The organism is Chryseobacterium luquanense (genome assembly GCF_026460945.1).
In the GTDB taxonomy this organism is placed as follows: domain Bacteria; phylum Bacteroidota; class Bacteroidia; order Flavobacteriales; family Weeksellaceae; genus Chryseobacterium; species Chryseobacterium luquanense.
In genome coordinates, this window is record NZ_JAOVZV010000003.1 from 59,953 (window position 1) to 86,168 (window position 26,216).

At 32.0% G+C, this 26,216-nt stretch carries 22 protein-coding genes; 13 read left to right on the top strand and 9 right to left on the bottom strand.

Annotated features, from left to right (window positions below; all coding sequences use genetic code 11):
- Positions 1 to 16 precede the first annotated feature (16 nt).
- The 4 genes from OEA66_RS04520 (at position 17) to OEA66_RS04535 (ending at position 3,680) form a co-directional block, all read left to right on the top strand.
- Positions 17 to 1,462 (top strand): aminoacyl-histidine dipeptidase, encoded by a 1,446-nt coding sequence (locus tag OEA66_RS04520; RefSeq protein ID WP_267280262.1) that lies wholly within the window; start codon positions 17 to 19, stop codon positions 1,460 to 1,462.
- Between the two features lie 83 nt (positions 1,463 to 1,545).
- The gene (locus tag OEA66_RS04525) at positions 1,546 to 2,010 is read left to right on the top strand and encodes an N-acetyltransferase (protein ID WP_267280263.1); all 465 of its coding nucleotides are present in this window, start codon (positions 1,546 to 1,548) and stop codon (positions 2,008 to 2,010) included.
- Positions 2,011 to 2,020: 10 nt separating this feature from the next.
- Positions 2,021 to 2,602 (top strand): LOG family protein, encoded by a 582-nt coding sequence (locus OEA66_RS04530; RefSeq protein WP_267280264.1) that lies wholly within the window; start codon positions 2,021 to 2,023, stop codon positions 2,600 to 2,602.
- Between the two features lie 88 nt (positions 2,603 to 2,690).
- Complete coding sequence (locus tag OEA66_RS04535; protein ID WP_267280265.1) at positions 2,691 to 3,680, top strand: GTP pyrophosphokinase; 990 nt, start codon at positions 2,691 to 2,693, stop codon at positions 3,678 to 3,680.
- A 143-nt stretch (positions 3,681 to 3,823) separates the two neighbouring features.
- Here the strand turns inward: OEA66_RS04535 and OEA66_RS04540 are convergent, their stop codons facing one another.
- Positions 3,824 to 4,153: a 2Fe-2S iron-sulfur cluster-binding family protein gene (locus OEA66_RS04540; RefSeq protein WP_267280266.1), complete on the bottom strand. Its 330-nt coding sequence runs from the start codon at positions 4,151 to 4,153 to the stop codon at positions 3,824 to 3,826.
- Positions 4,154 to 4,250: 97 nt separating this feature from the next.
- Entirely contained in the window at positions 4,251 to 5,306 is a 1,056-nt protein-coding gene (locus OEA66_RS04545) for an NAD(P)/FAD-dependent oxidoreductase (RefSeq protein ID WP_267280267.1), read from the bottom strand.
- 154 nt (positions 5,307 to 5,460) lie between these two features.
- On the opposite strand from OEA66_RS04545, the gene OEA66_RS04550 reads away from it, so the two are divergent.
- Positions 5,461 to 6,231, top strand: a complete 771-nt coding sequence (locus tag OEA66_RS04550; protein WP_267280268.1) for a DUF3108 domain-containing protein — start codon at positions 5,461 to 5,463, stop codon at positions 6,229 to 6,231.
- Between the two features lie 198 nt (positions 6,232 to 6,429).
- Complete coding sequence (locus OEA66_RS04555; protein ID WP_267280269.1) at positions 6,430 to 8,190, top strand: SdrD B-like domain-containing protein; 1,761 nt, start codon at positions 6,430 to 6,432, stop codon at positions 8,188 to 8,190.
- A 547-nt stretch (positions 8,191 to 8,737) separates the two neighbouring features.
- Here the strand turns inward: OEA66_RS04555 and OEA66_RS04560 are convergent.
- From OEA66_RS04560 to OEA66_RS04575, 4 genes are all read right to left on the bottom strand, one after another.
- The gene (locus OEA66_RS04560; protein WP_267280270.1) at positions 8,738 to 9,379 is read right to left on the bottom strand and encodes a response regulator; all 642 of its coding nucleotides are present in this window, start codon (positions 9,377 to 9,379) and stop codon (positions 8,738 to 8,740) included.
- The gene (locus OEA66_RS04565; RefSeq protein ID WP_267280271.1) at positions 9,376 to 11,115 is read right to left on the bottom strand and encodes a sensor histidine kinase; all 1,740 of its coding nucleotides are present in this window, start codon (positions 11,113 to 11,115) and stop codon (positions 9,376 to 9,378) included. Before OEA66_RS04565 ends, OEA66_RS04560 begins: the two co-directional genes overlap by 4 nt.
- A 284-nt stretch (positions 11,116 to 11,399) precedes the next feature.
- Positions 11,400 to 12,410: a phenylalanine--tRNA ligase subunit alpha gene (gene pheS, locus OEA66_RS04570; RefSeq protein WP_267280272.1), complete on the bottom strand. Its 1,011-nt coding sequence runs from the start codon at positions 12,408 to 12,410 to the stop codon at positions 11,400 to 11,402.
- A 414-nt stretch (positions 12,411 to 12,824) separates the two neighbouring features.
- Complete coding sequence (locus OEA66_RS04575) at positions 12,825 to 13,484, bottom strand: YceI family protein (protein ID WP_267280273.1); 660 nt, start codon at positions 13,482 to 13,484, stop codon at positions 12,825 to 12,827.
- 73 nt (positions 13,485 to 13,557) lie between these two features.
- Between OEA66_RS04575 and OEA66_RS04580 the strand changes: the two genes are divergently transcribed.
- Positions 13,558 to 14,493 carry a sulfate/molybdate ABC transporter ATP-binding protein gene (locus OEA66_RS04580; protein WP_267280274.1) on the top strand — a complete coding sequence of 312 codons (936 nt, stop codon included), beginning with the start codon at positions 13,558 to 13,560 and terminating at the stop codon, positions 14,491 to 14,493.
- A gap of 289 nt (positions 14,494 to 14,782) precedes the next feature.
- Here the strand turns inward: OEA66_RS04580 and OEA66_RS04585 are convergent, their stop codons facing one another.
- Positions 14,783 to 15,115, bottom strand: coding sequence for a zinc ribbon domain-containing protein YjdM (locus tag OEA66_RS04585; RefSeq protein ID WP_267280275.1), 333 nt, complete (start codon positions 15,113 to 15,115; stop codon positions 14,783 to 14,785).
- A 214-nt stretch (positions 15,116 to 15,329) separates the two neighbouring features.
- Here OEA66_RS04585 and OEA66_RS04590 point away from each other — a divergent pair, with 214 nt between their 5' ends.
- Positions 15,330 to 16,535: an RsmB/NOP family class I SAM-dependent RNA methyltransferase gene (locus OEA66_RS04590; RefSeq protein ID WP_267280276.1), complete on the top strand. Its 1,206-nt coding sequence runs from the start codon at positions 15,330 to 15,332 to the stop codon at positions 16,533 to 16,535.
- Between the two features lie 26 nt (positions 16,536 to 16,561).
- Here the strand turns inward: OEA66_RS04590 and OEA66_RS04595 are convergent, their stop codons facing one another.
- Complete coding sequence (locus OEA66_RS04595; RefSeq protein WP_267280277.1) at positions 16,562 to 17,518, bottom strand: hypothetical protein; 957 nt, start codon at positions 17,516 to 17,518, stop codon at positions 16,562 to 16,564.
- 119 nt (positions 17,519 to 17,637) lie between these two features.
- On the opposite strand from OEA66_RS04595, the gene OEA66_RS04600 reads away from it, so the two are divergent.
- From OEA66_RS04600 to tyrS, 5 genes are all read left to right on the top strand, one after another.
- Positions 17,638 to 19,302 (top strand): GLPGLI family protein, encoded by a 1,665-nt coding sequence (locus tag OEA66_RS04600; RefSeq protein ID WP_267280278.1) that lies wholly within the window; start codon positions 17,638 to 17,640, stop codon positions 19,300 to 19,302.
- Between the two features lie 314 nt (positions 19,303 to 19,616).
- Complete coding sequence (asnB, locus tag OEA66_RS04605; RefSeq protein WP_267280279.1) at positions 19,617 to 21,284, top strand: asparagine synthase B; 1,668 nt, start codon at positions 19,617 to 19,619, stop codon at positions 21,282 to 21,284.
- 143 nt (positions 21,285 to 21,427) lie between these two features.
- Entirely contained in the window at positions 21,428 to 22,243 is an 816-nt protein-coding gene (locus OEA66_RS04610; protein WP_267280280.1) for a hypothetical protein, read from the top strand.
- An 85-nt stretch (positions 22,244 to 22,328) separates the two neighbouring features.
- Positions 22,329 to 23,192, top strand: a complete 864-nt coding sequence (locus OEA66_RS04615) for a GLPGLI family protein (protein ID WP_267280281.1) — start codon at positions 22,329 to 22,331, stop codon at positions 23,190 to 23,192.
- 211 nt (positions 23,193 to 23,403) lie between these two features.
- Entirely contained in the window at positions 23,404 to 24,603 is a 1,200-nt protein-coding gene (gene tyrS / locus OEA66_RS04620; RefSeq protein ID WP_267280282.1) for a tyrosine--tRNA ligase, read from the top strand.
- 96 nt (positions 24,604 to 24,699) lie between these two features.
- Here the strand turns inward: tyrS and OEA66_RS04625 are convergent, their stop codons facing one another.
- Entirely contained in the window at positions 24,700 to 26,214 is a 1,515-nt protein-coding gene (locus OEA66_RS04625; protein WP_267280283.1) for a helix-hairpin-helix domain-containing protein, read from the bottom strand.
- Positions 26,215 to 26,216: the final 2 nt, after the last annotated feature.

Consider the following 26,216-nt stretch of genomic DNA (forward strand, 5'->3'; position numbering starts at 1 on the left):
TGATAAAAATAAATTTATGGAACTATCCAATATAGAACCGCAGATTATCTGGAAGAATTTTTCCAAGTTAAACGCAGTTCCAAGACCTTCTAAAAAAGAAGAAAAAGTAATCGCTTTCATCAAAGAATTTGGTGAAAATTTAGGACTGGAGACGACAGTTGATGAAGTAGGAAATGTAATTATTAAAAAACCGGCAACTGCTGGAATGGAAAACCGTAAATCTATTGTGATGCAGTCGCATTTGGATATGGTTTGCCAGAAAAACAATGATGTCAATTTTGATTTTGAAACGCAGGGAATCCAGATGGAAGTTGATGGAGACTGGGTAAAGGCAAAAGGAACAACTTTAGGTGCTGATAACGGTTTAGGGGTTGCAACCATCATATCGATTCTTGAAAGTTCAGACATCCCGCATCCTGATTTGGAGGCTCTTTTTACTATTGATGAAGAAACGGGAATGACCGGAGCTTTAGGTTTAAAACCAGGACAGTTGACCGGTCAAATCCTTTTAAATTTAGACACAGAAGAAGATGACGAAATCGACATCGGGTGTGCAGGTGGAATCGACGTAACCATTAATCAAAACTACGCTACAGAAACATCTAACGGACAAGTTGTAAGAATTGAAGTGAAGGGTTTGCAAGGTGGTCATTCTGGAATGGATATTCATAAAGGCTTCGGAAATGCCAATATTATTTTAGGCAGAATTCTTTACAAAGCTTTGGAAAATCAAAACGTTCAGTTAATTTCTATCGACGGTGGAAGTTTGAGAAATGCTATTCCAAGAGAGTCGGTAGCTTTAATTTCTGTAAGAAATTCAGGAGAGTTTATTGAAAATGTAACCGAAGGAATTAAGAAAGAAATTTTAGAAGAGTTTGCTTCAATCGAAGCAGGACTTCAGATCAATATCGAAAATTCTACGAGTTCTGAAAAAGCGCTTTCGGAAGCGGATTCAAAGAAAATTATTTTGGTTTTAAAGTCGCTTCATAACGGTGTTTACAGAATGAGTCCGGATGTTCAGGATTTGGTAGAATCATCCAATAATGTGGCAAGAGTTGAGTTGAAAGAAGGTGGGTTGAAGATTTTAAATCTTTCCAGATCGTCGGTTGATTCGTCTAAAGATTCTGTTGCCGAGCAATTAAAATCAGTTTCAGAATTGGCAGGAATGAACGTAGAATTCAGCGGTTCTTATCCTGGCTGGAAACCGAAACCAGGTTCTGAAATCGTTCAGATGATGGAGAAAATTTATACTGAAAAATTCGCAGAAAAACCTCACGTTGTCGCTTGTCACGCAGGCTTAGAGTGCGGAATTATCGGTGCTAATTACCCTGAAATGGAAATGGTAAGTTATGGACCAACCATCAGAGGAGCACACTCTCCGGACGAAAAGGCAAATATTTCTTCAACACAGAAATTCTGGGCTTTTACAAAAGATATTTTAGCGAATATTCCTTTGAAATAATAATATAATTTTTATATTGAAAATATCCAAAGTCTTTTGATTTTGGATATTTTTGTTTGAGCAAACTATTCACAATTCTGTTTATGAAAATTACAAACTCTCATCAACTTAATCAACAACAAAAAGAACAGATTTTACAACTTTGGAATAACGAATATCCCGAAAAAATTGCCTATAAAGACATGGCCAGTTTTGAAAACTATCTTGAAAAACTCAATGAAGTCAATCATTTTCTACTGTCTGATACCGACAAAATTTACGGTTGGGCAATTACTTTTATAAGAGATAATGAAACTTGGTTTGCAGTTATTCTTTCTGAAAATCTACATGGTAAAGGTTGGGGAACAAAAATTTTGAGTATACTTAAAAAAAATAAAAATGAATTGAATGGTTGGGTAATCGATCATAACTCCGATAAAAAACTAAATGGTGATTTTTACAGATCTCCATTAGAGTTTTATATAAAAAATGAATTTGAAGTTTTAACAGACATCAGACTTGAACTGGAAATTATGTCTGCAGTAAAAATCAAATGGAAAAATAATTAAGAATAAAGCAATGAAAAATATCACAGTATTTTGCGGATCGAGTTTCGGTTCGGATGAAATCTATAAAAAACAGGCATTTTTAGTAGGAAAAACATTAGCCCGAGAAAACATTCGCTTGATTTATGGTGGTGCAAACGTCGGATTAATGGGCGCTGTGGCAGATGGAACAATTCAAAACGGAGGAAAAGCAATTGGAGTTCTTCCCCATTTTTTACAATCTAAAGAAATTGCACACACCCATCTTACCGAACTTATTTTGGTAGAAACTATGCACGAAAGAAAAACCAAAATGAATGAACTTTCAGATGGCGTTATCGTTCTTCCGGGAGGCTACGGAACTTTGGAAGAGTTTTTCGAAATGATTACCTGGGCACAACTCGGACTTCACAAAAAACCAATTGCCATTCTGAATATTGACGGGTTTTATGATGATTTAATCAAATTGGTTCAGACAATGGTTGATAAAGGATTTTTAAAACAAATCAATCAGGAGATGCTTTTGGTAAGCGATACTATTGATGAACTTTTAGAAAAAATGAGAAATTATAAAGCTCCGACGGTAGGAAAATGGATTTCTAAGGAGGAAGTTTAAATATTGTAAAATTTAAGTTTTTAAGATCAGTTAATCAATAGGTCACGATTATTAAAAAGTTTGTAAATTTAAATAATGACTACTTATTATGACAAAGGACGATTTAAATAAAATATTAACTCAATATGAGGAAAAATCTCCTTTATATACTTCTTTTAGTTTTAAAGTTGAAAAAATATTGAGGAAATTATGTAAAAATTTCTCAATACATCAGATTGTAAGCAGGATAAAAACCAAAGAAAGTCTTGCTCAGAAAGTCATCAAGAAGAATAAATATGAAAAGCTTGATGATATTACAGATATTTTGGCACTAAGAATCATTACTTATTTTGAAGATGATATTTCAAAAATAGAAGAACTCCTCAATAAAGAATTTAAAATTGATTGGGAAAATTCTACTGATAAAAGAAATATCGAAATTGATAAATTCGGATACAGAAGCGTTCATTATATCCTTCAGCTTAATGACCATAAAAGAGAATTATCTGAGTATGCAGAATATAAAGACATTAAGTTTGAAATTCAGATCAGGAGCATTCTTCAGCATTCATGGGCAGAAATAGAGCATGATTTGGGTTATAAATCTTTTACCGAAATTCCTCAAAAAGCAAAACGTACATTTTACAGAGTTGCAGCCTTGCTTGAGCAGGCAGATATTGAATTTACAAAACTTAAAAAGGAGATTCAGGATTTTGAAAACTCCATTAGTAAGAATTTAAAAAGTAAAGAGAAGTTTATAGAAATCAACGAGTCGACAATCATTGCCTTTGTGAAAAAAAATCAGCTTTTGCGGGAGATTGAAAATGACATTAAAAAAGCATTAAAGCTTACTGAAAACCCCAAGTTTGATTCTACCTACTTGTCTTCGAATAATTTTTCATCACAACTAAAAAATTTAAAAATATTTGATTTAACCCAACTTGAAGAAAATCTCATCAATTACAAACACGAAATTACGACCAGACAAATAGATTATTTACAATCTTTAAATGAAAATTTTAATAACAGTAAAATAAAAATTTCCCTGATACAAGGTGCTCCCATACTTTGGTTAATTAATTATCTGGAAAGTAAATGATGATGCTATCAGAATTTTTGACTTTGCTATTTACTAAATCTAAAACTTTAAACAAATCAAAATTTGATATCGAAAGGCTTATTGCATATTAAAACACCCCTCAAATTAGATTTGAGGGGTGTTTAGTTATTCATTTAAGTTTTCTAAGGATATGGAGCAATTGCTACAGAAAGACCTTCCATTGCAGGAACCATGTGCAATTGGCAACCCAATCTACTGTTTGGCTCTACATGAAACGCCTCACCAAGCATTGCATCTTCTTCATCACCCATCGGCTCAAGTCCAGGATCATTGATTACATAAACTTGACATGAAGCACACATTGCCATTCCACCGCAAACCCCGATGGTTCCCTCTTCTGCCAATTCATAAGAACGGATAATTTCCATTAAATTCATTGACATATCTGTTGGTGCAATCACATCATGAGTAATTCCCTCTCTATCTGTGATTTTAATATTTATATCGCTCATCTTAATAAATGCTGTTAGTTGATAGTAAATGGTTATTGGTTTTCAGAAATGTATTACTAACAACCATCAACCAAAACCTAAAAACCTAAAAACCTAATTAATCTATTTTCTTTACAACCGCTTTTTCCGCTTCTTTACGGCTTCCGTCGAAACCATCTACTCCACTCACTGTTGTATATTTTAAAACGTATTTTTTACCTGGATTCAATCTGTTATAAACACTCTGACACATCAAAGTCGCCTCATGAAAACCACAAAGAATTAACTTTAATTTCCCAGGATAAGTATTGATATCACCAATTGCATAGATTCCTTCAATATTAGTTTGATAATCTAAAGCATTATTTACTACAATGGCGTTTTTCTCGATATTCAATCCCCACTGAGAAATTTCTCCCAACTTTGGAGTCAACCCGAATAACGGAATGAAATAATCTGTTTCAATATCATAAGGATCTTGCCCGTCAACCGCCACGGTAATCGCTTCTACTTTTCCGTCACCTTTTATTGCAGTAACTTCTGCCGGAGTGATTAATTTAATTTTACCTTGATTTTTTAAATCCTGAACTTTTTCTACAGAATCCAAAGCGCCACGGAATTCGTTTCTTCTGTGAATCAAAGTTACTTCACTTGCAACATTAGACAAGAAAACGCTCCAGTCTAAAGCAGAATCACCACCTCCGGCAATAACTACTTTTTTATTTCTGAAATGTTCTGGCTCTTTTACAAAATATTCAAGACCTTTTTCTTCATAGTCTGCAACATTATCCATGGTAGGTTTTCTTGGTTCAAAAGTTCCTAAACCACCTGCAATAGCAATCGCTTTACATCTGTGAACAGTACCTTTGTTGGTCACCACTTCAAACCATTCGTCATCAACTTTCGTATATGATACTGCGGTCTCTCCCAATGTGAATCCCGGCTGAAATTGTTTGATCTGTTCCATTAAATTATCTACCAATTCTCCTGCATTTACAGACGGATAACCCGGAATATCGAAAATTGGTTTCTTAGGATATAGCTCTGCCAACTGACCTCCAGGTTGAGGAAGTGCGTCGATAATGTGGCATTTCATTTTAAGTAAACCAGCTTCGAATACAGCAAAAAGACCTGTTGGCCCGGCTCCGATAATCAATATATCTGTAGTAATCATAATATGATGATAATTTAATAATTTGTAGCTGCAAATTTACTAATTTTAATGCGAAGCATATTTAATTATGCCTAAATAAAAAACTGAGATTTATCAAACACCCGCAAAAAACTGACAATGAAAAACTTGGCAGTCTTTTTGTAAACTTTAAATTATGAAGAAGATACATACTATCATTGCAATATTTGCTTTCTTTTTGGGATATTCGCAATTGAATAATGTTGCAGACGGCGAATCTATTACTTTAAGAATTCATTACGGATTCTTGAATGCAGGTTCAGCAAATCTTACCACAAAAAAAGTTAATTATAAGGGAGTTCCCCATCTTTATGTGAAGGGAACCGGACAAACAACCGGAGCTGTAAGAGCTTTTTTTAAAGTTGAAGATTTGTACGAAAGTTATATTAACATTAATACAGAACTACCAAGTTTCTACGTAAGAAATGTAAAAGAAGGTAGTTATACCCAACATTTGCAGACCACTTTTAATCATGATAATAATACATTGATTTTGACGGATAAAAAGACCCCTGCAAATGGATCTAAAACAATAAAATCTGTAAAAGGAATTCAGGATATGCTTTCTTGTTTCTATTATTTGAGAAGTAAAACTCCTGCCGAACTGAAAGTAGGAACAATTATCAATATGAATGTCTGGATCGATGATGAAATGTTTCCTTTTCAGCTGAAAGTGATAGGGACAGAGAATTTAAAAACAAAATTCGGAACTATAAGTGCATTAAAAATCATTCCGTCAGTAAAAAGCGGAAGAGTTTTCAAAGAAAAAGAAGGCGTTACGATGTGGGTAAGCAACGATTACAATCACATTCCTTTATTATTAAAAGCCGAATTGGCTGTTGGTTCTTTAAAGGCAAGTATTGATGATTTTAAAAATGTAAAATACCCTGTAAAGTTTACAAAATAGGTTTCTACAATTACAACATCTAAATTCCGGTAAGTTTTATCGGAATTTTTTTATGATTATAAATTTAAAATTTATTTGAAGTTAATATTATGTTATTTTTTTTAATTAAATCCCTATCCCTATCTAAACAATTATTATCTTTGTTGTGAATTAATGATTTAAGTAAAAGCCAAATCAAAGAATTAAAAACACGAGAAGATGAAAAGCAATTTAAATACAATAAGATTAATTCTAATCGCTTCCTTATTATCAATAGTAAATTTTACATTTGGACAAGGAATAACTCGAGCTTTCACAGATTTTAATACGTATTGGGATTCTCAAACTCAAAACTCTGTAAACCCAACAAACAGCCACAATTTATTGGCATTTACATGGAACGGAACTATTTATTCTACAGGAGTAAACGATTCTCGACTGACCACAAACTCTGTTAATTATACTCCACTGAATTTTCAGGCTTTTCCCGCAGCATCTTCACCAACTCCGAATACAAATACCTACATCGGTGTAGGAAGTAGTTATGGCGGAGGCGATGGAAATATTTCTCCGGTTCCGGTAACCAATAATCTTTTGACTTATATTACTGACGGAACAAGCGGTTTAGATCTAGGAACTGCGATATTTAATTTTCCGGCTTCTTCTCAAATCAAATATCAAATTTCCAATATCAATACACTTTCTATCGGCGATGGAATTCCTGACATTATTTTTACACAAGTTGGAGAAGTAGGAAATGTTTTTGATGTCTATAATTTTGCTGATACCAATGATGCTGGTGTAGGAATTCCTGTAAGTATCAATTTTTCTACAACAATTCCTATTATTGCTTATGGAAAATTTAAATTTTATAATCCTGTAAACCCCACACCAACTTATCAGGCAAATTTATACGGAACAAGACCTTTGAGAATGATGGCGTTTGACTGGAGTGATTTTGGAATTACAACAACCAATGCTACATCAGTAAAATATTTTATCCAGAAATTTTCCGGAGTAAGTGATATTGCTTTTACTGCTTATAATAAAAGTTCGATGGGTGTTGTACAATCGATTTCAGGAACTGTTTTTAATGATAATAACGCAGGAACTCCCGATGGAAATGGATATTCCGGAGCAACGGTGAGACTTTATAATTCAAGTAATGTTTTGATAAATACTGTGACAACAGGATCTAATGGTGCTTTTATTTTTCCGGATATTTTTCCAGGTAATTATAAAATTGAACTTCAAACTCCTACAGGTTTTGTAATTGTTGGAGCAACTGATAATAATACTGACAATATTATTAATGTCACTTTAAATGATTTGGCTATTCAAAATCAGAATTTTGGAATTAATCAACCTCCTGTTGCGAATAATGATGTGAAAGGTGGCGAAAAAAATACAGCTATTCAAATTAATCTTACAGCAAACGATACAGATTCAAATATTGGGACTGTAGTTTCTTCAACAATTAATTTGATTCCGCCTTCCGGGTCAAATTCTATTGTAACTGATGTCAATGGAAATGTAAAAGGTTTTAGTATAACAAATGTTGGAGTTTTCAGCTTAACCAATGCTGGTTTACTTACTTTTACTCCACAAACAGGTTTTACAGGAAATTTACCTATCGTAAATTATACCGTTTATGATAATGCCGGTTTACAAAGTAATGTGGCGACAATTACATTAACTGTTTATCAATATTGCACAAAACCAGGAGCAATAGGAGTCGGAACTCCAACTAAATTAGGGATTTCTACGCAGACTTCTAAATTATCAGCTTGGCCACAAAATATTCCAAACGGATTTATCGCATTAGAATCTTCAGAAAAAGGATTTGTAATTACAAGAGTTCAGAATTCATCAATGATATCAGAGCCAAAAGAAGGCATGATTATTTATGATATTGATGCTAAATGTGTGAAATTATACTCGACAACCTGGAAATGTATCGCAAGAGACTGCAATGAGTAGAAAAACAAAAAGCGACTCGAGAGAATCGCTTTCTGTAAACCTAAATTAACATAAATCCTGGAATCATTGTCCCATGAAATATTATGAAAAAATTTTTACCTGTATCTGTTACAGAGCCTTGCAGCTCTGTAATTATACTAAGGTTTCTATCATTTGTGTTTTATGTATTTATTGATTTTTTAAGCATCTTTTACAGAGCTTTTCAGCTCGGTAATAATGACACTTAGGTTAATCAATTTGTGTTTTAAAGTTATACTGAATTTGGTTTTACATTTTTAATATCTTTTTGCAGAGTCTTTCGACTCCGCAATCAGACACCTTGTTTTTTCGTCATTTGTGTTTTAAACCAACTTCAAAACCTTGAACTTACTTTTAAAATAATGACTTAAAAATCATCTTTAAAGAAGCTCATTTTTTGTTCATCTTTCTTGGTGTAAAATTACCAACTCTTGACTTATCATAATAATTTTTCTTGTAGATATACCTCGATACGATTGTAGATATTTATCTACAAAAATAATTATTGGAAAAATTGAGCGAAAAAATATTAATGATTATCTTTCATTAATTCGATGAGTTCCACGAGGTTTTCGATATCGAGTTTATCGAAAATCCTTTTCTTAAAGGTACTTACAGTATTTTGTTTAATGTCGAGATGTGAAGCAATTTCAAGATTCCCTAAACCTTTCGCATACAATTCTGCAATCTGAAATTCTCTTTCGGTAAGATTTTTTAATCGATTTGTATTGCTATTCTGCATCGCACTAATCAATAAATCCTGAGTAATTGAAGAAATATATCTTCCTGTCTTATGAATTTTTAAAATGGCTTCTTTTATTTCGTCTTCTTCACTTAATTTGGTAAGAAAACCATTTGCTCCTGCATTGATGTATTTAATCGATTGAGTATTTTCGTCGACGCCGGAAAAAACAAGAATTTTTATTTCAGGCTTACGAGTTTTTATTTCGGGAATGATGGTAAGACTATTTCCATCCGGGAAAATAGCGTCTATTACAACAATATCCAATTGCTGTACTTCGATAGTTTCTAAAACTTTTTGTAATGTAGATGCATGAAAAATTTCGCCCTCAAAGCCAATTTCTTCAATAACAAATTCCACCCCCTGTCTTATGAGACTGTGATCATCTGCGAGCAAAAAGTTTATCTTTTCAGAATCTATATTATTCATTTATTAATGTTCAAATTAATTGTAAAACTCACAGTAGTTCCAACATTTTTTTCGCTGTCAACAGAGATATTTCCGGAGTATAATTCAACAATTTCTTTACATAAACTTAATCCTAAACCGGCACCCAAATTTTCTACATCTTCAGATAAAACACCTTGATAATAAGGTTCAAATATTTTTTCGAGATCCGATTTTGAAATCCCAACTCCGGTATCTGTGATGATTGTCTTCAACGAAACTCTGTTTTCATCAATTTTTTCAGCTTTTGTATTCACCGAAATTTGTCCGTTCTCTGTAAATTTATTGGCATTTCCGAGAATATTCATGAAGATCTGATTGATTTTGGTATTATCAGAATACACTTCAATTTCAGGGCTAATATTTTCATTAACAACAAATTTATTATTTCTTGTCTCAATATAAGGTTCTATAGAAGTTAAAATAGAATTTACTTCATTTTTAAGATTAAAAACTACAGGAAGCAATTTATTTTCTACATGCTGATTTTTGGTATATTCTAAAATTTGGTTTGCCTGCATCAACAAAGTATTATTGGTAAAACTGATCGATTTCAGATATTCTTTAATGCTGTCATCATTCGTTTTTTTGTTGATTTTTCTGATGAAAATTCCGATAATTTTTAACGGAGATCTCAATTCGTGGCTCAACATTCCTAAAATTCTGTTTTTAAAATTCAGGTTTTCCTTGATTTGTTTATTGGCTGCATTTAAGCGCTTTTCATAGATGAACGCAATTCTCGTGAAGTACATGATTAAAATTGAAACAATAAACATTAAAACCATCGCTCCCAATATCAGATAAGTTCTGATTTTATTATTGTCAGAATTTTGCTGAGCGTATTCTTTTTCTAAATCTGATTTTGAGTCTTTTACCGCAACATCATAAATATTCATTACACCATTACTGTAAATCAGGAGATTGTTAAATATAGTATAAAATTTATTGCTGTCATTTTGTTTTTCAACAACTTTCACCTGAATTCTTTTTACCTGACCTGAATAATGATTTTGAACTAAATTCATGATACTGTCAATATCAGCTTTTATCGCAGCTGCTTCAGGAGTTTTCCCTTGCTTTACGGTGATAACTGTACTTTCTTTACGCACATTTTCTTTCCCGGAAATCGCATCGCCCAATCTTCCGAACAATCCTTTTTTCTTTACAGTATCTGCATACGTTTTGGTTTCTACATTAAAATCGTATTTATCTAAATTATAATCGGTATCAAACTTTTTTAATTTAGGGAAAGAATTAGGAATTCTAAAATTGGATTTAGTAGAATATTGATAAGTAGAATCAATCAACAATTTCAGATTTTTACCTCCTACAGAATCTGTTTTTTGTAAGGTTACGATATTTTTCAGCCTGGGATATTTGGCTTCATAAAGATTGATATTATCAAAGTTTTCACCAAGCTTATCCAAAGATTTAAAGTAAGAATCTAAATATTTTTCTTCCGAATTAGTAAGATATTGCTGAAGAAAACGTTGTGCATTCAAAAGCTCCTTTCTTGAATTGTCCGTCAGTTTTTCCAATGAATGTACTTCATTCAGCTGTTTTTCGATGAAAGCTAAATTCTTTCTGTTGACAAATTCATTATAGAAATATCCTGCTATAATTAGCTGAATTAATAGAATACAAAAGATAAGAGAGTATTGAACAATTTTTCTAAATTTAAAACTCAACGATTTTTTACGGTTATCTTTTGGCTTCATATAAATGTGTATTTTAAAGCTGTTTTCGTAATCAGTTTCAGATCAAAAACTCCGATAACAGACTACAAAATTAAGCATTTTAGTAAAGATTTGATAAACAAATTCCGATGCAATGAATTAGAAAAACTTCAAAATCCCAATCCCTACAAGTGCAAATTATCATCTCTATTTCAGTAACTTATTATTAATAAATAATTCATTATCAACTTTAAGTGATTTTATAAAGTTAATAAAAAAATCCTATGAAAATTTCACAGGATTTTAATTTATTTTAAGCCTTAAGTTTATAAGTTTTTAAACTGTTCGAGCGTTCTTATATCATTTTCATAGAACATTCGGATGTCACTCATTTGGTAAAGAAGCATCGTGATTCTCTCAATTCCCATTCCGAAAGCATAACCGGAATATTTTTCAGAATCGATATTTACGTTTTTCAAAACAGCAGGATCTACCATTCCGCAACCCATAATTTCCAACCAACCTGTTCCTTTTGTAATTCTGTAATCTGTTTCAGAATTTAATCCCCAATATACATCAATTTCTGCACTTGGCTCTGTGAAAGGAAAATATGAAGGTCTCATTCTTATTTTTGACTTTCCAAAAAGCTCAGTAGTAAAAAACTGAATAGTCTGTTTTAAATCTGCAAAACTCACTTTCTCGTCAATATATAAACCTTCAATCTGATGGAAAATACAGTGTGAACGAGAAGAAACGGCTTCATTTCTGAAAACTCTTCCCGGAGACAAAATTCTGATTGGAGGTTCGTTTTGTTCCATATAACGGATTTGAACCGAAGAAGTATGCGTTCTCAGTAAAATATCAGGATTTTGTTCGATGAAAAAAGTATCCTGCATATCTCTCGCCGGATGATATTCCGGAAGATTTAGTGCGGTAAAATTATGCCAATCGTCTTCAATTTCCGGCCCGTCTGCAACGGCAAAACCGATTGATTTAAAAATATCAATAATTCTGTTTTTCACTAAATTAATAGGATGTCTCGAACCAAGATCTAACGGAAAAGCAGGTTTTGTAAGGTCATCTTTTTCTAAAATAATAGAAGAAGCAGAAGCATTTTTCAAATCTTCCAACTTTACATTAACCGCTTGCTTCAGAGTATTGATTTTCTGTCCGAAATCTTTCTTTTGGTCATTAGGAACTTCTTTCAATGTTTCATAAAAATCATTCAGAACTCCTTTTTTCCCATTATACTTGATTCGGAAGTTTTCAATTTCCTCTTTGCTTGTCGTGTTAAAACCATTCACTTCAGCCAGCAATTCTTCTATCTTTTCAATCATTGTTTTACCCTTTCAAAAAAATGTATTTGCAAAAATACGGTTTTCAGTTCAAAAATCTGTTTCAATTTATCATAAAAAAATCTGTTTCGGCTGAAACAGATTCAATATTTATTGTTTAAAATTTAATTACTTGTAATCTAAAACTGTTGTAATGACGCACATTGAAATGGTAATTGTATTAATACCAAGAATCAGAAAAATTCTTTCTTTATTCTAAATACATTCACCAAGCTAAAGAAAAATGCAAAAACTACAAATAAAATAGATGGAATTGTAAGTAATTCGCCAAAAAACTGAATAATCTGATTACTGTAAGAAATATAATACAAAACCTGTAGGCTCAATAAAAAAATGAGACAAGCGATACTGATTATTAAAATTGCCTTACTCATCAGATTTTTAATAATTTTTAAATTATTTTTTTTCTAAAGCTTTTACTTTAATTTGAAGTGTTACCTCATTTTTGATAATGCCATTTGCAGCAGGAGATTGAAATTTAACTCCAAATTCTTCTCTCATAATATCTTTTGGCTCTGTTGCAATACTTACTTCTGCTCCATTTACGGCAACATTTGCTTTAAATTGTGCAGGCTTTGTAATTCCTTTCACCGTTAAATTTCCATCTAAAACCGTATTATAATCACCTTCCGCAGACGGGCTTACTTTTGTAATTTCGTAAGAAGCAGTTGGGAATTTTTCAACTTCAAAAAAATCAGCGCTTTTAAGGTGACCGTTTAGTTTATCCAAATCATCTTTTTTGTCTTTTAAGTCTTCAGAAGTTAGCGAAGCCATATCTGCAACAAATTTTCCGCTTTCCAGTTTTCCGTCTTTTACGGTTACATCGCCACTTTCAAATTTAATGGTTCCAAAGTGACTTGTATTATCAGATTTAAAAACTTTATAGCCTTTCCACTCAACATTACTGTTTAATGTATCTAAAACAAACTTACTTCCGTCTTTTGTAGTTGTCACTTCATTGCCGTCGCTTGTTATAGGTTTTTCTTTCGAACAAGAAATGATGACAAAAGCAGTAAAAAGTGCAGGAATAGCTAGAGAAAATAATCTTTTTTTCATTTTGATATAATTATTGCAAGGCTAAATTACTAAAATTATACCAGTCTTCTTCAAAAACCCTTATTTTTGCAGTATGCTATTAGAGATAAACAATTTATATTTTTCTCATTCACAGGAAAAACCACTCTTTCAAAATCTTAATCTAAAATTGGATGAAGGTAAAATCATTGCTTTGGCAGGAGAAAGCGGGTGCGGAAAATCTACTTTATTAAGTCTTATCTACGGATTACACGACTGGAATCAAGGTGAAATTGTTTTTAACGGCACAAAATTACTGGGGCCAAAAGGAAATCTTGTTCCGGGAGAAGCTGACATGAAATTTGTTGCCCAAAACTTTGATTTGATGCCTTATGCAACTGTTGCAGACAATGTGGGGAAGTTTATTTCTAATATCAATTTAGCGAAGAAAAAAGAAACCGTTTTAGAACTTTTGGATGTTGTCGGTCTGGTTGAATTTGCAAATGTTTTGCCTAAAAACCTAAGTGGCGGACAACAGCAAAGAGTTGCCATTGCGAGAGCACTTTCCGTCCTTCCAAAATTACTTTTACTCGATGAACCCTTCAGTAATCTTGATTTTGCGAGAAAAATTGAACTTCGGGAAAAATTATTCAAATATGTAAAAGAAAATAATATCTCTCTGGTGATTTCTACGCACGAACTGCAGGATATTATTGCATGGACAGACCAAATTGTCGTTTTACAAAACGGAAGATTAATTCAGAATGACACTGCTGAAGAAACCTATAAAAATCCCTACAATTCTTATGTTGCTAAACTTTTCGGGGAAGTAAATATTTTTAGTGAAAATGAAATTTCAGAATTGCATATTACAAAATTTTTCTATTATCCGCATCAGATTAAAATCTCTGAAAATGGTTTGGAAGCAGAAGTTTTAGAAAGCAGATTCGCAGGAAATCATTTTTGGAATAAAATAAAATTCAAGAATAAAGAAATGGTGATGTTTAGTAATCGTAAGCTTGAAAATTTAGTTAAAATAGCTTTTGAATAATACTTTGTTTTAGATTAAATCCCATATTTAAAATAAAAAACAATATTACTTAATGTATGTGGATAATATTCAATGATTTAATAAATCATCTTTAGAATAAATCTCTACATTTGTTAAGACAACATAAGGAAATTTTTGGTTAATTCTCTTTCCTGACTTCCAGACAAAATTAGCTTTCAGCAATCAGGTCTTTGAAGAGTACTCTGTCCAACTTTTTCCTTTTCTTATTAACTTTTGGCAATCAGATTTAAATTTAAAACCAATTGCCAAAAATTAACATTATCTAAAACTAAGCTTTCTTAACGAATTCAGATTTCAAGGCCATTGAACCAAAACCATCAATTTTACAATCAATATTATGGTCACTGTTTGGTCTTAAACGAATATTTTTAACTTTAGTTCCTGCTTTTACAGGTTTCGGAGCGCCTTTTACAGGTAAATCTTTTACAACAACTACAGAATCGCCATCTTTTAATTCATTTCCGTTTGAGTCAAAAATTTTATCTGAATCATCACTTTCTGCAGGATTCCATTCGTTGAAACACTGAGAACAAACCATTAAATCATCTTGTTCGTATGTAAATTCAGAACTACATTTCGGGCAAATAACTGCGTCGCTCATTTTATTAATTTTTGCAAAGATAGTTTTTTGAGTTAGAAGTTAGAAGTTAGAAGTTAGAAGTTAGAAGTTAGAAGTTAAGCAAAAGTAAAAATCAACTAGTTTAAATTTAACTTTATTTAAACTCTGGATTCATAATTTATAACTCATAACTACAAATCATTAACTCTCAACATAAATTTGTATTTTTGCAGATTCAAACAGCTTACAGCAATTTATGGAATTAATTCACAGAAACCTTGCAATCGGTATTCACGATGCTTTACAGGAAACATTTTTCGAAAAAAACAAATACGCAGATAAAGTAATCGAAAGACTTTTGAAAGCTCACAGAAAATGGGGAAGTCAGGATAGAGCCGTTGTTTCTGAGATTTTCTATAATATTATCCGTTGGAAAAAACGTCTTGAATATTACATGGGTGAAGGTATAAAACCCAATAATATCTACAAGCTGATTCTCGCTTACTTACTTTGGAGCAAAACCAATTACAAGAAATTTGAAGAATTTGACGGAATTAAAGTTGCCGACATTCTTATAAAACTTAAAAAAGGAACCGTTCCTACAAAAGCAATCGAACATTCTATCCCTGAATGGCTTGTCGAAACTTTAGAAAAAGAACTGGGACCAAAATGGGAAAAAGAAATTCAAGCTTTGAACGAGCAGGCTCCAACTGTTTTGAGAGCAAATTCTTTAAGAACTACTCCAAAAGAGCTTATCTCTGATCTTGCTGACGAAAATGTAGTTTCTTTCACAGTAAGAAATTATCCTGATGCTGTACAACTTGAAGAAAAGAAAAATGTATTTCTTACAACTGCTTTCAAAGAAGGTTTATTCGAAGTACAGGATGCTTCTTCACAAAAAATTGGTTATTTTCTTGATGTAAAAGAAGGACAGAGAGTTGTAGATGCTTGTGCAGGTGCAGGAGGAAAAACTCTTCACTTGGCTGCTTTGATGCAAAATAAAGGTCAGATTATAGCTTTGGATATTTTTGAATGGAAATTAGCAGAATTGAAGCGTCGTGCAAAAAGAGCCGGAGCTCACAACATTGAAACAAGAGTAATTACTGACACGAAAGTTATCAAACGTCTTCATGATAAAGTTGACCGACTGTTAATTGATGCGCCATGTTCTGGTTTGGGAGTTTTAAAAAGAAATCCGGACAGCAAGTGGAAAATCGATCAGGATTTTATCGACAGAATTAAAAAAGAACAGCAACAAATTATTCAGGATTACTCTAAAATGTTAAAAGTTGGCGGTAAAATGGTGTATGCAACTTGCTCTATTCTTCCTTCAGAAAACAACAAACAAGTTGATGAATTCATCAAAAATAATCCTAATTACAAAATGATCAAAGATGAAAAAGTAATGCCAAGTGAAGGCTACGATGGATTCTACATGGCTTTGATTGAGAGATTATCTTAAAATAATTTTAATATATTATACATAAACTACTCTATTTTTTGGAGTAGTTTTTTGTTGATTTTATAGATATAAAAGCCATTACTATTAAATGGAATCAATAAAATTTTATTTAAGATTTTATCTTTATTTAATCTAAAAGGATAATGATCACTGATGTTTTCATCTAGTTTTTGTGAAGAAGTATTTCCTTCCCTTCCATCAAAGTATGTAAAAAGATTTGAATCATGAAAAACAACAAAGAAATCATTCCAGATATTTTCAATATAATATTTAAAGTCTTTTATAATATACTTTTCAGTTTCAAGCTTTAAATAATTGCCGTTTGTTGGCGGAACATCATTAAACCCAAATATAAACTCTCCGTTCTTCCATGAAATTGTGGTTCTTGTAAAACCATTATTCAGCAACTCAAACTCACTTTCAATTATTTCATCAATAAAAACTGATTGCTTTTCAATAATTTTTTGAATAAAATCATTAGAATTAGCATGAATAGTAATTTGATTATCATCATTATAAAAGTAGTTTACAGGGATTAATGATTGATTGAGTTTTTTCTTGTTCTTAATAGCGTATTCAACCATTTTCAGAACATCTTTAATATCAACTTTCAAACTTTGTATTCTTATTGCAACCCCACTTCCACCTTCCATTTTTTCGTAGCCTTCGCTAAGTTTCAAAAGTTTGTAATTTGCATCATTCTGTTCAACAATAAATAAATCACTTTTATTATGATACATATAGGTTTTTCTTTCAAGCATAATAGTATCTTTAAAATTAAGTTTATCAGCGATTTGCTTTGATAACTTTCCTAAAATTTCCATTTTCAATTCTTCCGCAGAGACAGTTTTGTCGCCAAAATTAAATTCAGAAATATAGAGTGTTTTTACATTTCCAAAGTTTTGAATCTTCACTTTAGTTTTGTGAGCAGTACAATAATTCGAAAAAATTAAAAATACAATTAAAGAGAAATAGAGTTTCATGCTTGCAGTTTAAGCTATAAAACGAAATTCTAAAAGTAATATTTTACAAATAAACTATTCTAAAGAGGTTTGACAAATTATCAACTATCAATTATCTTTGTAAAAACCATCAATACATTATGTTTAAAACAATTTTAGCAAGTTTTTTTATTTTCTTATCTATTTTCAGTTTTTCTCAGACTTATGAAATACAGTATGAAAGTTCGTACAACGGCAAAGTTCAGCCGAATCAAAATCCTACGATTGTTTGGGTCAATGAGAATGAAAACTTTATTTTAAATACAAAAATCAAAGAACAGAAAAGTAATTTTCCGTTTGAAATCAGTAAGATTGAAAAGCCTTCCAACACTATTATTTCTTATGCATTTTTAAATCCGAATGAAGCAATTTCAACTTCAGATAAAGAATCTATCACAAAACAGGAATTTGAATTAACCACACAAACTAAAAAGATTTTAGGCTACAACTGTAAAAAAGCAGTTACCAAAATCAATTCAAACACAATTGAAGTTTGGTACACAAATGATTTAAAATTAAAAGGCGGACCATCAAGTTTAGGGCAAAATTTAGGCTTGGTTTTACAGGTTGAAAGAAACGGAAATTCCTCAACGACAGCAGTTTCTGTAAAGAAAATCAAAAAAACGGGAATAGAAAAAATTATCAACAAAACTATTCCTGCAACAGATTTACTGAGCTACAGAGATTTACTTTGGAAAAGCAGATTTACAACATTAAATGTATTTGAAAACGAAATCATTAATTTTTCAGACCAATCAAAATCTGATGAAAAAATAAAAAGATTTGCCAACGGAACAATTATTTTAAAGAAGATAAAATTCCCGAAAATCTCTCAAGGTTCAACTATTTTTGTGGAATTAAAACAACAATCAAACGGCGACGCATACGACAGAACGGGAACTGTATTTTTCATTCCTGAAGAAAAATCACAGACTTTTTTTGATGGTTTAGAAAAAGGTGTAAAAACACTTTCCATTTACGAAAATGGAAACGGAAAACAATATTACGGTGTTATTTCCAATCAAAATTATCAGCCGACAGTGGAACTGATGAGATTTTTTACCGCTTTCGGAATTAACAAATTCAATCACATTGAGCTGAAAGATAAAACGTGGCAAACGATTAGTCCGTTTCGTCAGGATATTACAGAATTGAAACCTTCCCTTTCTGAAAAAGAAATCTGGATTGGAACTTTCATCGGAAACTACGACAAAGGAGGTCACAAAGTGAGTTTAGACATTACAATTCACAACAGCGAACAAATTGTTAATAAAAACAATAAAGTGATTCCGCTTTTTAACACAACCAATATCATGGAAATGGCAGGACAGGATTATGCCACAATGTTTAATAATGACAAAGGACTTTTTGTAGAATTTAATTTAGAAAAAGACTTAAAAAATGCTCAGTTGAGATACATTACAACCGGACATGGAGGTTGGGAAAACGGTGACGAGTTTATTCCAAAAGCCAATTCGATTTATTTAGACGGAAAATTATCTTTCTCATTTACACCCTGGAGAACAGAATGCGGCTCTTATCGATTATTTAATCCCGCTTCAGGAAATTTTCCGGACGGATTGTCATCTTCAGATTTAAGCCGTTCAAATTGGTGTCCCGGAACGGTTACTAACCCGAATTACATTTCTTTAGGGGATTTAAAAGCTGGAAAGCACACTATTCAGGTGAAAATTCCTCAAGGAGAACCGGAAGGAACAAGCTTCAGCGCGTGGAATGTGTCAGGAGTTTTACTTGGAACCGAATAAAAACAAAACCTCCTTGCAATATTATTACAAGGAGGTAAAAACACAAATGATGAAAAAAAATTATTTCGAGCGACAAAGTAAAGAAAAATATTTTAATTAATTATTATATTTTTCAAAAAAAATCAAATATGATTCTTATCGAAGCAAAGAATTATTTTCAAATGAAAAAAATTCTTATTTGAAGGTGTATTTGAGTATTTTAAGTTAAAATTTTAAACTAAAATCAAATTAATAATTAATAAAATTAACAATTAATAAATTTTAATTGCAATTTTTAAACATATCATTTAGTTTTGCTATCAAATAAATACAAAATGTGCGGAATCGTATGCTTATTTGACGCAAAACAGTCAACCGAAATACTAAGACCTCAGGTTTTAGAAATGTCTAAAAAAATCCGTCATCGCGGTCCCGATTGGAGTGGAGTTTTTCAAAGTGAGAAAGTTGTTTTTTCTCATGAAAGATTAGCGATTGTAGATCCTACTTCCGGAAAGCAACCCTTGTTTTCTAAAGACGGAAAAATTGTTCTTGCTGTAAATGGTGAAATTTATAACCACAGAGATCTGAAAGAAGAATTTCCTGATTACGAGTTTCAAACCAAATCTGACTGTGAAGTTATCCTTGCTCTTTATGAAAAATACGGAAAAGATTTTATCGAAAAACTGAATGGTATCTTCGCTTTCGCATTGTACGATATAGAAAACAATATTTATCTGATTGCGAGAGATCACATGGGAATTTGTCCACTTTATCAAGGTTGGGACAGAGAAGGAAATTATTATGTAGCTTCAGAATTAAAAGCTTTAGAAGGAATCTGCAAAAAAATCGAAACTTTTTTACCTGGACATTATTTGTATAATATTGAAGGGAACGAACTTCAACAATGGTATAAAAGAGATTGGGAAAACTTTGATGCTGTAAAAGATAACATCACTGACATCGAAGCTATTAGAAAAGGCTTAGAAGATGCTGTTCACAGACAATTGATGAGCGATGTACCTTATGGAGTTTTGCTTTCTGGAGGTTTAGATTCTTCTATAATTTCAGCAGTTACTGCAAAATACGCAAGACAGAGAATTGAAAGCGGTGACACTCAGGAAGCTTGGTATCCGAGATTACACAGTTTTGCAGTTGGATTAGTTGGTTCGCCCGATTTGGCAGCTGCCAAAAAAGCAGCGGAACATATCGGTTCGGTTCATCATGAAGTTAATTTTACCGTTCAGGAAGGTTTAGATGCAATCCGTGATGTGATTTATCATTTGGAAACGTATGATGTTACCACGATTCGTGCTTCTACACCAATGTATCTTTTGGCAAGAGTTATTAAATCAATGGGAATTAAAATGGTGCTTTCTGGTGAAGGTGCAGATGAATTATTTGGCGGGTACTTATATTTCCATAAAGCACCAAACTCAAAAGAATTCCATGATGAAACGGTAAGAAAACTCAACAAACTTCATTTATACGACTGTTTGAGGGCTAACAAGGCATTGATGAGTTGGGGAATTGAAGGGCGAGTTCCGTTTTTAGATAAAGAATTTATGGATGTTGCGATGAACGTAAATCCTGAAGATAAAATGATTCGCAAAGAGGAAGGAAAAATTGAAAAATGGGTTTTGAGAAAAGCTTTTGAAGATCTTTTACCTGAATCGATTGCCTGGAGACAAAAAGAACAGTTCTCAGACGGAGTTGGATATTCTTGGATTGACACGCTGAAAGATATTGCTGAAAAATATGTTTCGGATGAAATGATGGCGAATGCAAAATTCAGATTTCCTTTAAACACTCCACAAAACAAAGAAGAATATCGTTACAGAACGATTTTTGAAGAGCATTTCCCAAGTGAAACTTCTGCTGCAACTGTTCCATCTGTTCCTTCAGTTGCTTGCTCCACTCCTATCGCACTGGAATGGGATGAAGCTTTTAAAAAAATGAACGACCCAAGCGGAAGAGCCGTGAAAGTACACGAAACTTCTTATTAATTTATAGAAATTTATCAATCCTGTATTCGTACAGGATTTTTTATTAAATAAAATCAATAATATTTTGATAATTTAACTAACAATTAAACTTATTATCTAATAAATAATTATATTTGGAAAATAAAAATAATCTCTGTTGTAAAATGAAAAGAAACATTACTATTTTTTTTGCTTTACTGTGTACAAGCTTAGCTTTCGGACAAGGTAAATACGGAAAAGTTCTCAATTCTAAAAAACTAGCTCTCTCTTATAAAACTGTAAAACCTGTTGATAAAGACGATTACTATCAACAATATTATTGGTTGGTAAAAGCTGAACAGCTAAAAACTTATCCTCACCTTGCAGACATCAAGCCTGTTGTACTGTATAACTTCGTGAAAAAAGTAAATCCTCAAAACCCTACAAAAAAGCTGGATGACAGAGGAAAAGAATTAAGAAAAACTGCAGAATTATCTCTAGATCAGTATTTCAAAAACAAAAACTTCCAGAATAATCAGGTATTATTACTGAATCTTGAAACGTATGTAGATCCTTCTCAAGGAGAATATTTCACAAAAGTAGATGCTGAAAAAATCAAGCAATTGGTTCCAAAAGAATTCTTCGGATTTACTTCTTTAAACAAGAAAACTCACGAGGAAACTAATTATTATCTTTGGGTTGATAAGAAAAACGACAAATTTAAAATCGTTGATATTATTCCAAATGAAAAAGAAAATGCTAAATTTTATGCTTCTGTAAAACAATATCTTCCGAAGTATAAATTTGAGAAAAAATATATGCCTACCATGAAAAAAGGTAGCAAGGCGGATAAAACAGATAAAGATTTTTATTACATCATGCCTTTCGAGCAAAATAAAGATAACATCGAGTACAAAACAGATGATTTTGAAACATTCACTTTAAGCCAGGTAAAAAGAGAAGGCGAAGCGTGGATTGGAGTAGAAAAACCAAGAAAATAATAAGATTCAATCTTAAAAAAAGGCCCTGAAAATAATACTTTCAGGGTTTTTTATTTATATTAGCAATAACAAAATTCACCTTAATATGAAATTAAAACTTAGTCTTCTATCATTATTTATATTTTTAGCTTTTTCTGCGCAATCTTACAAAGCAGTTTATGATTTTAAATGGAAACCTCAGAAAAATGCAACTGAATATTTGCATGAAGATTTCGCTTTGTTAATCAACAAAAATAAAACATCTGATTTTTTATCATACATTAAATTTAAAAGTGATTCCACAAAAACTAAAACGGTAACTGATTTTAAAAAAGTAGGACAAGGAAGCATGTCATTTAATTACAAATACGGAGAATCAAAATTTAATGAAATTATTTCTAAAAATTATACCAGTAAAGAAATTCAGTTTGAAAAACAACTTTATGACAAACTTTTTATTGTAAAAAACAATTGTAAAATAGACTGGAAAATAAATTCCGCAAAAGACAAATTTTTAGGCTATTCAATCCAAAAAGCAACCACTGAATTTGGCGGTAGAAAATGGATTGCTTGGTTTACTTCTGAAATTCCAGTTCAGGACGGACCTTATAAATTCTTTGGTTTACCTGGTTTAATTTTAAAAATAAATGATTCGGAGGACGAATTTTTGTATGAAATGAAATCTATCACAAAAGAAGCTAATGACATTTCAGAAAGAAATTTTGGAACTAATACTATCATTAAATTGAGCTCAGAAAAATTTCAGAAGATTTGGGAAGATTATAAAAAACAACCTTCTTCTATTTTCAATTACCAAACTCAATCCAACAATGATGCGTGGACTGCAAATTATACAATTGGCGGTGATAATCCGAATGATAAAAAATACCGCGAAAATTACGACACAAAAACAAGAGAATTCTTGAAGAGCTTTGAAAATCCGATTGAGTTAAAGAATGATTGTCAATAAATTGATGATTTAATTTAAATCTAAAATCCTATATTTGCAACTATGAAATACTTAAACTGCATTTTACGTTTACCGTTTTTCAGTACTTATTATTACCCGTTCTATTGTTCGGGAAGTATTTCTATACCTAAATTTCAATAAAATTTAAACTAAAATATTGAATAGCCCGAACAAATCTGTTCGGGCTTTTTTATGCTTAAAATTCAACAAAATGATACACAAATTAAAAGAAAATGTAGAAATTATTCTACCCGAAAATGGTTTGGAACAGAAACTAAAACAAGCCAAAGAAGAAAACAGAAAACTCATCATCAAACTAGGTTTTGACCCTACTGCTCCAGATTTGCATTTGGGACATGCAGTCGTTTTGAAAAAACTGAAACAGTTTCAGGATTTAGGACATCAAATTATCATCATTGTAGGAAGTTTTACGGCAAGAATAGGTGATCCGACCGGGAAAAACAAAGTTCGAAAACCTTTAAGTAAAGAAGAAGTTCAGCATAATGCAGAAACTTACATCAATCAGCTTTCAAAAGTAATCGATGTAGAGAAAACTAAAATTGTTTTTAATTCTGATTGGCTGGATTCTCTGAATTTTTCCGAAGTTATTCAGTTGATGTCGAAAGTTACGGTCGCTCAACTGATGCAAAGAAATGATTTCAGCAAAAGATTTGCAGAAAACTCACCGATTGCAATGCACGAATTGGTTTACCCAATTTTACAGGGATTTGATTCCGTAAAAATAGAATGTGATATTGAAATGGGCGGAACCGATCAGCTTTTCAACTGCACGATGGGAAGACAATTGCAGGAAACTCATCAAATATCACCACAAATTGTGATGTGCATGCCTTTATTAAAAGGACTTGATGGAAAAGAAAAAATGAGTAAATCGCTCAACAATATTATCGGATTAACAGACGAACCCAACGAAATGTTTGGAAAAACAATGTCCATTCCTGATTCTTTGATTGATGAATTTATCGATTTGGCCACAGATTTTTCAAATGCAGAAAAGCAAAATTTGAAATTTAAAATTTCTGATGGTGAAAATCCTATGAACATCAAAAAAGTCATTGCTAAAAATATTATTTCTCAATATCATAATAAAGAATTGGCTGAACTTGCTGAACAGTTTTTTAGCAATCAATTTCAAAACAAAAATTTTGAAGAGAAAGTATTTGAACCGATTTCTATTAAATCTACATTTCCAAACCAATCAAAAATCAGCTTGATTGAGCTTTGTCATCACTTGAAAAATAACGAAAGTAAATCTTTTATCCGAAGATTAATTGCAAGCGGTGGAATTCAGATTAACAATGTGAAAATCTATGATCCAAATACAGAAATTGAGCTTTTAAAAGAGATGAAAATTAAAATTGGGAAAAGAGATTTTTTTGAATTGATGTAATTTTCAACAATAGCTTAATTAAATTCTAAAATAAAAAATACGTTTTTGCTAAAGCCTTTTGATTTTTTAATTTAACAAGCGGGCTAAAGCCCGCTCCTATTGAATATTTGCCATCGTCACATAAATAATTCTTCCGCCTTCTTCATTGGAAAGCAATATTTTTTTGCCTTCAGACAATTCTACCATTGAATTGGGCGGAACTTCTTTTTGTTCGGTTAAATCTTTCATAGAAGTCAAAGTTTGATTCACCAAAACCCATTTATCCTGATGAAAAGTAAAATAACCAACCGGTTTTTTATCTTCCGCTGTCAAACTTTCGTTACGAATCACTTTTCTCGAAACGTGCCATTTAAATAAATATTGATTGTGATAAACCATCAATCGGTGGTTTTCAGGTTTCCAAACGTCATCATCATATTTAAAATATAAATCGAGAACCGGTAAAGTTCCTTTGTGCGAAGTTCCGCAGAACGGACATCTTGGAGTTTGCGTATTATCAAAAACATACCATTTCTCATTGCATTCAGGATTATGACAAGGTTGAATTAAGTCTACCGTTTTCAGCAAAGCAGTTTCCCATTCATTTGCCAAAGGTCGTTTAATTGGATCATGAAGTCCGTCAATAAACGCTTTTTTAAACAATTCCGACAAATAAGGACCGGTAATTGTGTAAGGAATTTTGGTGGGATCACCCCAAAATGTGTCCCATTTTTTAAGATATTCAGTTCGTACTTTATTGGAAGAATCGGTTGGATGTTCTACAAAAAGAGCTTTTTCACCCATCGATAAAATTTCATCTTTTTCAGAATCCAAATCCCAAATTTTACCGCCTCTCAAAGGATGACGACGAAGAAGATACATATAAATAAGAACCGCCAAAGCATGAAGATCGGTCTTCTGATTCGGAAGCTGTCTTCCAGGATCATGCAGGTGTAAATGTTTTGTTTTTAAAACTTCGGGAGCGATAAAATCTGCCGTTCCAATGACTTCGGGTGGAAACAATTTTGGTACCACCAAACCGTCAATATCAATAATACAGGCGGATTTCGTCACCGGATCTACCAAAATATTATTATAAGAAAGGTCTGAATGCGCCAAACCCATCTGATGCAGTTTTTTAATTCCTCGGGTAATATTGATGGAGATTTGAAAGTAACTTAACCAATCGCCCAATTCAGATTTATCCAGACGAAGTGGGTAATGCTGATTTCTAAACATCGGAGCCGTGAACCACTTTCCTACTTTATCGCCTCCTGCAATATTATCTGAACCGACATATCCTTTAGCAAAAAAGAATTTTTGACTATAAACAGGAACCACAATTCCTGTCAAATTATTTTTCTGAACAATATCATAAGGCCATCTGAAAACCTCATCTAAATAATATTCTGAAGCATTTCCATTCTGAATATTCACCAAATAGGTAGAAACAATTCTTTTGATTCTTTCTTTTTGTTCGTTTTCCAAAGGTGTTCTGTAAAAAGCCACCACATATTTTCTGTCAGGCGAAAAATAAACGTCTTTCACCCCACCTTTTACAGGGTTTTCATCTACATATTCATAGAATTTTGCAGTGTCTAAAATTGAGGAAACAGAGGTTGTTTTTTTCATTT